The organism is Cryobacterium sp. TMT1-2-2 (assembly GCF_004403505.1).
In the GTDB taxonomy this organism is placed as follows: domain Bacteria; phylum Actinomycetota; class Actinomycetes; order Actinomycetales; family Microbacteriaceae; genus Cryobacterium; species Cryobacterium flavum.
Genome location: NZ_SOGS01000026.1, coordinates 38,515 through 50,028 on the forward strand (window position 1 = coordinate 38,515; position 11,514 = coordinate 50,028).

The 11,514-nt window shown below is 64.8% G+C and carries 10 protein-coding genes and 1 pseudogene; 5 read left to right on the forward strand and 6 right to left on the reverse strand.

Annotated elements, in window-relative coordinates:
• The first annotated feature begins 153 nt into the window (after positions 1 to 153).
• Positions 154 to 2,934 (forward strand): cation-transporting P-type ATPase, encoded by a 2,781-nt coding sequence (locus tag E3T35_RS16730; RefSeq protein ID WP_241988892.1) that lies wholly within the window; start codon positions 154 to 156, stop codon positions 2,932 to 2,934.
• A gap of 9 nt (positions 2,935 to 2,943) precedes the next feature.
• Positions 2,944 to 3,258 (forward strand): thiamine-binding protein, encoded by a 315-nt coding sequence (locus E3T35_RS16735; protein ID WP_134346235.1) that lies wholly within the window; start codon positions 2,944 to 2,946, stop codon positions 3,256 to 3,258.
• A gap of 38 nt (positions 3,259 to 3,296) precedes the next feature.
• Here E3T35_RS16735 and E3T35_RS16740 read toward each other — a convergent pair whose 3' ends face one another.
• Positions 3,297 to 3,752 carry a hypothetical protein gene (locus E3T35_RS16740; protein WP_134380169.1) on the reverse strand — a complete coding sequence of 152 codons (456 nt, stop codon included), beginning with the start codon at positions 3,750 to 3,752 and terminating at the stop codon, positions 3,297 to 3,299.
• Between the two features lie 204 nt (positions 3,753 to 3,956).
• Between E3T35_RS16740 and E3T35_RS19945 the strand changes: the two are divergent.
• Positions 3,957 to 4,262 (forward strand): annotated as a pseudogene (locus E3T35_RS19945) (universal stress protein); the annotation flags it as partial.
• Here E3T35_RS19945 and E3T35_RS16750 read toward each other — a convergent pair.
• Entirely contained in the window at positions 4,200 to 4,991 is a 792-nt protein-coding gene (locus tag E3T35_RS16750; protein ID WP_241988893.1) for a sodium-dependent bicarbonate transport family permease, read from the reverse strand. The pseudogene E3T35_RS19945 and the gene E3T35_RS16750 overlap by 63 nt on opposite strands.
• A 140-nt stretch (positions 4,992 to 5,131) precedes the next feature.
• Between E3T35_RS16750 and E3T35_RS16755 the strand changes: the two genes are divergently transcribed.
• Positions 5,132 to 5,410, forward strand: coding sequence for a helix-turn-helix domain-containing protein (locus E3T35_RS16755; RefSeq protein WP_134346239.1), 279 nt, complete (start codon positions 5,132 to 5,134; stop codon positions 5,408 to 5,410).
• A 206-nt stretch (positions 5,411 to 5,616) separates the two neighbouring features.
• On the forward strand, positions 5,617 to 6,894 hold the full coding sequence (locus E3T35_RS16760) for an MFS transporter (protein ID WP_092340568.1): 1,278 nt from the start codon (positions 5,617 to 5,619) through the stop codon (positions 6,892 to 6,894).
• A 76-nt stretch (positions 6,895 to 6,970) separates the two neighbouring features.
• Here E3T35_RS16760 and E3T35_RS16765 read toward each other — a convergent pair whose 3' ends face one another.
• The 4 genes from E3T35_RS16765 to E3T35_RS16780 all read right to left on the reverse strand — a co-directional run bounded on the left by E3T35_RS16765 (position 6,971) and on the right by E3T35_RS16780 (position 11,451).
• Complete coding sequence (locus tag E3T35_RS16765) at positions 6,971 to 7,627, reverse strand: response regulator transcription factor (protein WP_092111590.1); 657 nt, start codon at positions 7,625 to 7,627, stop codon at positions 6,971 to 6,973.
• Positions 7,628 to 7,672: 45 nt separating this feature from the next.
• Entirely contained in the window at positions 7,673 to 9,010 is a 1,338-nt protein-coding gene (locus E3T35_RS16770) for a hypothetical protein (RefSeq protein ID WP_134346241.1), read from the reverse strand.
• Positions 9,007 to 10,176, reverse strand: a complete 1,170-nt coding sequence (locus E3T35_RS16775) for a sensor histidine kinase (RefSeq protein ID WP_134380171.1) — start codon at positions 10,174 to 10,176, stop codon at positions 9,007 to 9,009. Before E3T35_RS16775 ends, E3T35_RS16770 begins: the two co-directional genes overlap by 4 nt.
• A gap of 72 nt (positions 10,177 to 10,248) precedes the next feature.
• A complete protein-coding gene (locus E3T35_RS16780; RefSeq protein WP_134380173.1) occupies positions 10,249 to 11,451 on the reverse strand; it encodes a homoserine O-acetyltransferase in 1,203 nt (400 codons plus the stop codon).
• Positions 11,452 to 11,514: the final 63 nt, after the last annotated feature.

An 11,514-nucleotide genomic window follows, 5' to 3' on the forward strand; every position in this document is an offset into this window, starting at 1 on the left:
TGTTGGATTCCACGGTCGTGGTGGCTTGCGGGGCCGCTGATCTCAATGGCGCACCCGCAGTGCTGCTATCGACCTCCACCGGTATTCAGGAGCATTCTTGTGAGTTCTCGATCCCGACAGTCACCGGCCGTTGGTGTCAGTGCTGAGCCCGCAGTGAAGCCCCTGGCGTGGCATACCCTCTCTGCCACGGTCGTCGCCACGATGTTGGACGTCGATCCAGGAGCCGGTCTGCACGACGGCTCGGTTGAGGCGCGACAGGAAGAGTACGGACCCAATGTCCTGGCCGAGCCCAGAAGGATACCGGCCTGGCGCAAAATCATCCGTTTATTGGCGGAGAAAATGACGCTCGTGCTGGTGATCGCCGCAGTGGTGAGCGCCGTCGTCTCAGGCGAATGGGAGACGCCTGTCGTTATCCTCGCGGTGATCATCCTGAACACGGCATTGAATTATCTGCAGGAACGACGGGCCGAAAACAGCCTCCAGGCGTTGCGAACTATGTCTGCGGGAACGGCGGTGGTTCGCCGTAACGGCACCGAGCTGGAGGTTCCTCGGTCCGCGCTGGTGCCCGGAGATATTGTTCTGCTCGACGCCGGGGACTCCATTCCGGCCGACGGCCGCATCGTTGAAGAATCGCGGTTGCAGGTGGCCGAGGCCACACTGACCGGAGAATCCGAACCCGTCGGCAAGACGACGCGTGCCCTCACGGTTGCGAGCCTGCCGCCTGGCGACCGCGACAACATGGTCTTCATGAACACCGAGGTCACCCGTGGCCGGGCCACCATGGTCGTCACCGCTACCGGTATGCGCACAGAGGTCGGTGCAATTGCGGCTTTGCTCAGCGAGGTGAAAGGCGAACGTACCCCCCTCCAAAAGAGGATCGACCAGTTGGCCCAGATGCTGACCGTGGTGGCCCTGCTCGTGGTATCCGTTGTCTTTGTGCTGGGTCTCATCCGTGGGCAGTCGTGGTCCGACCTGCTGATCACCGCGGTGTCGCTGGCCGTGGCGACAATTCCAGAGGGACTCACGGCGGTCGTCGCCTTCACTCTGGCGATGGGAGCCTCTCGGCTAGCGGGCCGTGGGGCCATTCTCAAGCAGCTCTCGGCGGTGGAAACCCTGGGCAGCGTCACCCATATCGCCACGGACAAGACCGGCACGCTGACCATGAACGAGATGACGGCACACCGCCTACACATTCACGGACACGATTTTCTGGTCACCGGCGAGGGCTATTCGACAAACGGGAAAATCCTGACCCCGGAGGACCTGCCGGTGCCCGACCTGACCGAGGCGTTACTGGCGATGGCGCTGTGCAACGATGCCGTGATCCGTGACGGCAGGCTGGTGGGAGATCCGACGGAAGGTGCGTTGCTCGTGTTGGCCGAAAAGGGCGGTCTCGACGTTGAGGCAGCCCGGCAAGATCACCCGCGCGTGGCGGAGGTCCCGTTCGATTCTGAGTACAAATACATGGCCACCTTCCACCGGCTGGCGTCGACAACGCCCAACTCGAACCCGTCCGCGCCGCTGACCGTCGACCAGTGTCTGGCCAAGGGGGCCCCGGTCGCGCTGATGCAGCTGGCCGATTCGGTACTCACCGCGCACGGAATCCGGCCGATCACCGAGGAACATCGCCAACGGATCCACGCTGCCATTCAGAAACTGGCCGGGGAGGGCCTGCGCACACTCATGATCGCCGGGCGGCGGCTTGACGCCGCTCTCCCAGACGACGAGAAATCGTTGCAAGCCATGGTCACCGGTTTGACGATCTACGCAATCGTGGGAATTGTCGATCCTGCCCGTGCCGAGGCTGCCGAGGCCATCGCCGTGGCGCGGAGAGCTGGCATCCAAGTACACATGATCACGGGCGATCACCTGATCACGGCTTCGGCCATCGCCAAGAATTTGGGTATCCCCGGCGACGCCGCGTCCGGTCCGGACCTGGACAAACTGGACGACGGCGAGCTTGGCCGACGTGCTGCCGGTTACGGCGTGTTGGCGAGGGTCACCCCGGCACACAAGATTCGAATGGTCAAGGCTCTGCAGCAGGGGGGCAATATCGTGGCGATGACCGGGGACGGTGTCAACGATGCCCCGGCCCTGAAGCAGGCCGACATCGGTATCGCGATGGGCATCACCGGTACGGACGTGTCCAAAGGCGCAGCGAATATGATCCTCACCGATGACAACTTCGCCACCATCGTGGCGGCGGTCAGAGAAGGCCGCGGCATCTATGCCAACATCCTGAAGTTCGTGAGATTTCAGCTCACCACGGCGTGGGGGTTCGTGCTCATCTTTTTGATCGCGGGCGTCACCGGGCTGGCCGGCGGTGCGCCGTTCACCGCCCTGCAGATCCTCTGGGTCAATATCATCATGGACGGCCCGCCCGCGCTCGCCCTCGGCGTGGATGCGGCGGAGCCGGGCACGATGCTGGAACAGCCTCGCCCGGCAGATGAACGGCTGCTGACCCGAGGTCGGCTCGTCCGAATCCTCGGGTTGGGGATCGTCATGGCCGCTGGCACCATCGCCGTCCTGACCCTTGCGCCGGTCGTGTTCCCGGACAGGGCCGATGATGCGGCATTCGCCAGCACCCTGGCGTTTACCACGTTCGTGTTTTACCAGGTGTTCAATCTGCTTAACGTGCGTTCGGACACGCACTCCGTATTCTCGATCCAGACCTTGACGAACCGGAGCATCTGGGTCGCCCTGGCGGCCGTGATCATCCTGCAGATCTGTGTGGTGCAGCTCCAGGTTCTGCAGGGGCTCTTCGACACCACAGAACTCACTGCATCCCACTGGGGCCTGGCCGTGCTGGTGGGGTCTTCCGCGCTCTGGGTCGAGGAAATCGGTAAGTTCCTGGTGCGGTCGCGGGTCCGCCATCGGCGCGGCCCGGCCCCGAGTAGCAGTGCGCGCAATCCCAGCTCAGACCATCACATCTAAGGAGTCACAATGCTTGTAGCCTTTTCCGTTGCACCGTCCGTCGCCGCCGACTCGCAGGGGTCGGTGCACGACGCGGTCGCCGCCGCCGTGCGCATCGTGCGCGACTCCGGGCTGCCCAACCACACCGATTCCATGTTCACCACCATTGAGGGCGACTGGGACGAAGTCTTTGCCGTGATCAAGGCGGCGACCGAGGCAGTGGGAGCCTTCGGGCCGCGCGTTTCCCTCGTGCTGAAGGCCGACATCCGCCCAGGTCACACGGGCGAGCTGGCCGGCAAGCTCCAGCGACTCGAGAGTGCGTTAGGGCAAGGGAAATCCGACTGAGCGAACCGCCACGCGGGCTTCACGTCCTGATTGGGCGGTTAGCTTGTCCGTTCGGAGTCGGGCGGATCATCGGCAGTCAGTGAGCCGGCGTGGGCGCGTATGGTCGGGTTCAGACGAACCTTGATCAGGCTGGCGATTGTGGTCACCGTCAAGACGACAGCGATGACGACAAGGCTCAGGTTGGTGCTGATCTCCGGCACGCGGTCGTCGATACCGTGTCCCCAGTGCAGAACGAGTTTCACGCCGATGAAAGCGAGGATGAGCGCCAGACCGGTGGATAGGTACACCAACTCGTCCAGGAGTCCCTTGACGAGAAAGAAAAGCGCACGCAGCCCGAGCAGGGCGAAGGCGTTGGCGGTGAAGACGATGTACGGTTCCTCGGTGATACCGAAGATCGCCTGTCGTCGTGAGCGAGTGCATCCGGGGTTCTTCCACCAAGGATAGACACATGAACCATAATTCGGTAATCTGAAAGCGTATTTTAGAACTGTCATTTCACAGGATTTGCCGCTAGCAAGGCCAGCTGGGTGCCACCCATCGGCCTGCGGGCCGGCATCGCTGTCACCCCCCGTTACCGATAAGGAGAACTACCAATGAGCGTTGACGGCGCGATCGACACCGTTGAACTGGTGCCAGCCCCGAGCAATAGCATCGTGGTCGGACACGATGGCTCAGACTGTGCCGATTACGCACTAGCCATGGCCCTTGAACTCGCCGACCAGTTGCACGTTCCCGTTGTTGTTGTGCGGGCGTGGTCCATCGCGACAGCTCCGCGGCCATCAAGTTGGGAGTTCGGATATGTCTCTTCGTTCGAGGAGTACCTCTCAGCGGTCCACGATGAACTGGTGCGGGACGCGCGGACCAGCGTCGAGAATCATCTCGCGGTCGTGGTGAGCTACCGGGCGGTTCATGCCAGCCCTGCGAAGAGCCTCATTGCCGTCTCACGAGACGCTCGTATTCTCGTTGTTGGATCTCGCGGTCGTGGCGGCCTCACGGGGATGCTGCTCGGTTCCGTGAGTGAGCAGTGCGTGCGGCACGCGACATGCCCCGTCCTGGTCGTACGGCAGCGGGGACGCAAGGTGGAACACGAGTGAACGTGACCGACACCGGAGTTTAAACAAGCCCATCTCCAGCAGAAAAAGAGCAAGAATTCCCTTGAAGAGATCCACGAACAGCGCTTCGATGGACGACAACCCGTCCGGGCCAGCTACCCAGCCGATGAGGAGTCCGCCCAGGAGCAGCACGATGCCTTTCCCCAGAAACACTTCATGGGCGATCGACTTCCACCGCGTCTTGCGCGAGATGCCTCGCGCCAGAACAATTCCCACCAGAATTGCGGGCACTTCCAGCAAGACCAGAAGCAGCGGCATGTGTTCTTGGAACGAGATCTGCTGGCTGCCGAGGTAGGCGACGGCAGCGGCGTAGGCGCCCACGCTCACGGATCCGTAATGGGCGGCGATAGAGGCCGCATCCGCTCGCTTGAACCGGCCCAGATAGCGCAGCACGGGAAACGCGAGCAGGGTGAGGCCAAAACCCATGGTCACCACGGCCAGCATCTGCGGCAACAGGTTGGCGAAGGGCTGCTTGGCCAGTTCCACGCCGCCTTGGAGGCCAATGACCAGCAACAGCACGATGCTCACAAACTCGTACATCGCCGCCGGAAGACGCAACTCTGAACGCAGAAGACCGGCCACTGCTCCGAGCAGAAAGAAAAGAATGGTGGGATCGATCACATTGTGGCTCTCTGATTTACTCTGCTCGAAGTTCGAAGAAGCGGCGCGACTCCATGGTGACCAACCCCGTCAATGCACGCTGAGCAATACGTGCTAACACTAGCGTGTATTGCGGAGCGTGTGTCGTCTATGATCAAACGATGGCCGTCTGGACCTTTCTCACTAATCACGCACACGTGCTGCTCTGCGTTTCTCAAGACCCCGGGATGCGATTGCGCGATATCGCAGTAGAAGTGGGAATCACCGAACGCGCCGCCCAACGCATCATCGCCGAACTCGTCGCAGATGGCTATCTCACGCGTCACCGCGACGGACGGCGCAACAGCTATCAGCTCTACCCCGAGCTTCCTCTTCGGCATCCCCTGGAACGACACCACAAAATTGGTGAGCTTCTCGCAGCGCTTGGATTGGATCCATAGATCGTGAGTAGCCACCGCGGTCGACCCTGCCAGTCGCCGTTGCCCGCATCGCTGCACTCGCGAGTTCACCGACCGAAGCTATGCCGACCCACTATTTTGCGATAACTCAAATGGTGACGCTGCTCACACCGCGACACGCTGGTCGCGCAGATGATGTGCGGCGGGCAGACGGGCCACGAGAGCGCCATGGGGCTTAGGCTTGACGCATGCCCCTCACTCCTGACGGGTCGACGCAGCTGTCGTCGACCCGTATTCGTCTTGCCCTGTTAGCCCTGGCCCTGGGCGGATTCGGCATCGGCGCGACCGAATTCGTCGCCATGGGTCTGCTGCCAAACCTCGCCGCCGACCTGCTGCCCGGCCTGTACGCCAACGCACCGGATGCCGCCAACGCGCAGGCCGGCTGGCTCATCTCGGCCTACGCCCTCGGAGTCGTCGTCGGTGCGCCCACGATCGCTGCGGCCGCCGCGCGCTGGCCGCGCAAGCAGTTGCTGCTCGCGCTGCTCACCGCATTCACCCTCGGAACCATCGCCTCGGCCCTACTGCCGACCTTTGAGACCGTACTCGCGGCCCGCTTTGTGGCCGGACTGCCGCACGGCGCCTACTTCGGCATCGCCTCGCTCGTCGCCGCCCACCTGATGGGCCCGGGCAAGCGGGCCCGCGGCATCGCGATCGTGCTCAGCGGCCTCACCATCTCCAACGTGATCGGGGTGCCGACCATCACCTGGATCGGCCAGATGAGCGGATGGCGCGTCGCCTACCTCGTCGTCGCCGCCATTTTCGCGCTCACCTTCGCGGCCGTCGCCGTGTTCGTACCGTTCCAGAACGGCAACCCGAAAGCCACCATGCGGGCCGAACTTCAGGCGTTTGGCAAACTGCAGGTGTGGATCACCCTGTCGATCGGTGCGATCGGCTTCGGCGGGCTGTTCGCCGTGTACACCTACGTCGCCCCGCTGGTGACCCTGATCACCGGGCTGAAAGCCGCGGCGGTGCCGCTCATTCTGGTGGTCGTCGGTCTCGGCATGACGGTTGGCAACTTCGCCGGGGGAGCGCTGGCCGATTGGAGCGTGCGCCGCACCATGTACATCTCGTTCGGCGTGCTCATCATCGCGCTCGTCACGCTCGGCCTGTCGGCGCAGGTCCTGGCCGGGCTGCTGGTGGGCATGTTCCTGGTGGGGGCGGCAGCATCCGCTTTGTCACCGACCATTCAGGCCCGGCTGATGGACGTCGCGCACGAGAGCCAGTCGCTCGCCGCGGCGCTCAACCACTCCTCGCTCAACGTGGGCAACGCGCTCGGCGCGGCCCTCGGCGGTGTGGCCATCGCGGCGGGGCTCGGCTATCTCGCCCCGGTGTGGATCGGCGTGGGGCTGAGCGGGCTCGGCGTGCTGCTGACCCTGCTCACCTTCAGCATCGACCGTCGGCGTCGTCGGCGCGGCCACCATGTGCCCTACGGGACGCAGCTGATCCCGGTCGTGCGCGAGCACTGACGCCGTCTGACCGTGCCCGCCTTAAACGACACTGATCGGCCCTCATCGAGAAGGCCGGTCAAGTTCAGACGAACAATCAGTCGGTCTGCAGCAGGATGCCGTCGTGGATGGCACGCTTGCGCAGCGCGACCTTGGTTCCCACGTCGTATCCGGCGAGGCGGTACTTCTCGCGAATGCGTTTGAGGTAGCTCTTGGCGGTCTCCTCGGAGATGCCGAGCTGGTAGGCGACGGCCTTGACCGGCTCGCCGGCACCGTAGAGCGCCATGACCCGGCGTTCCTGGGCGCTGAGGCGGGGACCTTCGACGTTCTCGGTGGAGTTGAGCGCGTAGTCGAGTTCGGCCGAGATGTACGACTTGCCATTGTAGGCGGCGCGAATGGCGTCGACGATCATGCTGGCTTCCTCGCTCTTCACGAGGTAGCCGAGCGCGCCTGCCGCGAGGGCTTCGCGCACCAGTGCCGGTTCGGAATAGGTGCTCATGAGCACCGTCTTCACACCGGTCGTCTTGAGTGTGGAGATCTTCAGCGACACCGGAATGTTGTCCTTGAGATCGAGGTCGAGCAGCACGACATCCACCGGAAACTCGGGATGCGTCAGCAGCTCGGGCCAGGTGGTCACCGCCGCTACCATCTCGATGTCATCAGCGGCGCTGCGGATCCACTCGGTGAGGGCACCCAGGAGCATCCTGTGGTCATCGACCAGGGCTAAACGGATGGGACGGTCTGTTGTCGTCATTTTCTGCCTCCTACTGGTTGCACCCTATCGCCTAAATCCCCAATACTAGGCATCCGCTGGATTGTCGCCACTGCACTCGATGTCTACCCGCAGGCTCCCGGCCCGATTTGAGTCCACATGCGGGCCAACCGCACGAATCGCCTGCCAGGTTTCGGGATCGACACGCCGCCGGGCGACCCCCGTTGTAGTCAATTCGATGGGGAAACGAACCTTGCGGTGCGGACCCGCCCCATGTGTGGGGGCAATCGGTCCAAGGCGCAGCGAAACGGATGTCCCCGACCTGGCCGTATCCCCGATCAGCAGCCAAATTGTCAGCAGCAGCCCATCGCGTTGCGGCGGGGAGAGCAGTCCGGCCAGACCGGCCGGATCGCTGAGCGCGACGACCGGACCGAGAAATTCGCTCTCGGTGATGGCGTGGTGCAGCCAGGTTTCAGTGCGCCCCTCGATCAGGTGCAAGCGCAGTTGGGTAGCCAGGGAGGCCGCCGTGGTCGCCGTCGACGGCGTCAGTGGCAGTGCGGTGCGGCCCTGGGCAACATCGTCGAGCAGGGTCTCGGCGTCGAGGTCGAGCCGGGCCAGCTGCTCGGAGGCAAGCATCCCGACCGCGAATCGTGGCTGGGAGACCGTGCTCTGCACCAGAACGAGGTCGAGTTCGCGCTGCACCATGCGCCGGAACGCCTGCACGATGCTCGCACCGACCAGCGGTGGTGCGACAGCGAGGGCGATGGAGAGGATGTCGGGGCCGAGGGTGAGCAGGTCGGCGCGCGTTTCGAACAGTGTCGCCGCGCTCATCGCCAGACCGAGGGCCACGGTGGCCATGGTGATTTCGCCGGTCTCGCGTAGGGTCACGATCGACAGCAGAAAAGCGCCGACGGCGGGTGCCGCGGTCGAAAAGTTTCCCGCGCCGGTCGCGCCCGAGGATCCGGCCAGATCGAGCGCCACCACGACCGCACAGGCGCCCAGGGCCGCCAGGAACAACCAGAGCGGCAGGAGGGAGGCCAGTTTGTGTACCGCGAGGTGAACGGCCACCGCGGTGGCCAGCAGAATGACCCAGGCCAGAATGCTCAGCACCGGAATGTGCGCCGGGTCCCACTCAATGATCAGGCGCGCGAGCAGGAACACCGCGATGAAGGCCCCGCTGATGCTCATGCCGATACCGAGGTGACGGGCACCCAAACCGTTCTGGTCCGACCGAAAGACGGTGATGCGGCCGTCACCGCGCAGAATCGTGCGGGGAAACCGCAGCGGCAACAGGTCGGCGCGGGTGCGATGCGCGGCGGATGCCGGTGGCCAGCTGCGTTCGGATGATCCGCCGAGCAGACGCGAACCCACACCGCGGGCCCGCGGGTGGGTGGCGATGGGCGCGGTGTCATTGAACTGGCTCACTTGGGAACCTCCAGCACAACCGTGGTTCCGGCGCCGGGCGAGGAGAACAGGCGGGCGTTGCCGCCGACATCCCGAAGCCGGGCAATCACCGATTCGGCCACACCGAGGCGCTCCGTTCCCACCTGGCCGAGGTCGAAGCCGACCCCGGTATCGGTGACCATCGCGCGAACAGTGCGGGCGTCATCTGTTATGGTCACGTCGGCGTGGTCGACACCGGAGTGACGGCGCACGTTTTCGAGGCATTCGGAGAGGGCCAGCAGAAAGGAATCGAGTACGTTGCTGGATAGCTGCACCTGCCCGCTGCCGTGCCAGTTGACGGTGAGGCCCATGCGTTCAAAGCGTTGGCGCACGGCGTCGAGGGTGTCGCCGAGGGAGAGCACCGACGCCGGTTCCAGGCTGTAGACCCCGGAGCGACGGGGCGTCGGCAGGCCGCCGAGGCGCAGCTGGCGTAGGAGTCGTGCGTCATCACCGGCCTGCTTCTGCAGGGCGATCGGGCTCACCCCCACGCCGGAGTGGGCCAGCAGGGTGAGGGTGGCGAGCACCGTGTCGTGCAGCAGACGGGCGTCCTGACGGCGTTGCGCTTCCAGCTCGCTCGCGTACCGCTCGGCCCGGTGGGCGCGGCCGATCGCGGCGATGCGGTGCATCACCCGGGGCACGCTCTGCGCGATCCACCAGGCAGCGAGCGTGAACGCCAGCCACATGCTCACGGTCAGCGCCAGCAGCACCGTGCGGTCGGGCGCATTGACGGTCACGACGGCCACACTCGCGATGGTGACTGCGAAACTCGCCACGAGCAGCAGTATCCGGCGGGGGCTGGTCAGCAGCACGGCCGCGACCGCGCACATCGGCGCGGTGGAAACCATGCCGATGACGCTCTCCTCGATCAGGTTCAGGGGAACACCCGGATGGCTGGCGAAGCCCACGATGAGTATGATCGCTTCTCCGCTGAGCACGGTCAGAACGGCCCAGCGCAGCGCCCCGGTGCTGCCGAGCAAGTATTGTCCAACGGCCAGAAACAGCACGAGCACAAGACACCAGAGGCGTGCGTCGGCCTCCAGCCCGCCCGGCACCAGCAGGCAGGCCAGCGTCGTGGCCGTACCCACGAGCCCGGCTGCCTGCACCGCTCTGCGCAGGAGGCGGTCGCGCTCCTTGAGGATGCGTTGCATGGGGGCCTGTCCGGTTTGGAAATGAACGTGTTCTATCAGCACCATACCGGGCGACGCGCGCGCGGGTTCGCCCTAGTGCAGCACCCGTCGAATCTGGGCGCCGATTGCCTCGTTCTCAATGAGGAAACCATCGTGACCATAGCCGGATTCCAGCACGACCGCGGTGGGTCCATCAATATTGTTGGTCAGATGCGCGGCGATGGTGCGCTGGCCATCCACCGGAAAGAGACGGTCGCTGTCGATTCCGACGACGACCGAGCGGGCGCTGATCCGGCCCAGGGCGGTCGCGACGCCGCCGCGACCGCGACCGATATCGTGGGAGTTCATGGCTTCGACCAGCACGATGTAGCTGTTGGCGTCGAAGCGTCGGGTGAATTTGTTGCCGTGAAAGTCGAGGTACGACTCAACGGCGAAGCGGCCGTTGGCGCCGAGCGGACTGATGCCGCTCTGCCAGCCCCGGTCGAAGCGGGCGTTCAGCTCGGCCGGGCTTCGGTAGTTGAGCAGGGCCATTCTGCGGGCCAGGGCCAGCCCGCGGGTTGGGCCGTCGCCATCCGCTTCGTCGTAGTAGTCGCCGGCTCGAAAGGCCGGGTCGGTGCGGATGGCCTCGATCTGCACCGAGTTGAGGGCGATCTGGTCGGCGGTCGTGACGGGCGGCGCCGCCAGAATGATCAGGCGTTCGACCCGGGCGGGGGTCTCGATCGCCCATTCGAGGGCGTGCATGCCGCCCATGGATCCGCCGATGACGGCCGCCCAGCGTTCGATGCCGAGCCGGTCGCTGAACACGCGCTGGGCGCTGACCTGGTCGCGAATGGTGAGATAGGGAAAGCGGATGCCCCACTCCAGCGCGTCGGGTGCGAGCGAGGCCGGCCCGGTGCTGCCCTGGCAGCCGCCGAGCATGTTCGGCGCCACGACGAACCACCGGTCGGTGTCGATGGCCAGTCCGGGGCCGACGATACCGTCCCACCAGCCGCCGGTCTCCTGGCCGGGTCCGGGAGCGCCGACCACGTGGCTGTCACCGGTGAGGGCGTGCAGCACGAGTACGGCGTTGTCGGCGGCCGGGTTCAGGGTTCCCCAGGTTTCGTAAGCGAGGCGGGCTGCCGGAAGGCTGCCGCCGGCCTCGAAGCTGAGCGGGCCGAGGTTTTGAAACTGGCGGTGTCCCACTGGGTCGCCGTCGCGCCAGGCTCCGGTCGCCGGAGGCTTGCCGAGTACCGAGCGCGCCTGGGCTTCGGTGATGAAGCTCGACGGGACCGTGTCTGCTGACGATTGCCATTCCATACAGGTCCATTCTGTCGGTCGAATGAACCGCCCGGGCGCATGTTACGTCGTACGCCCGGGCTG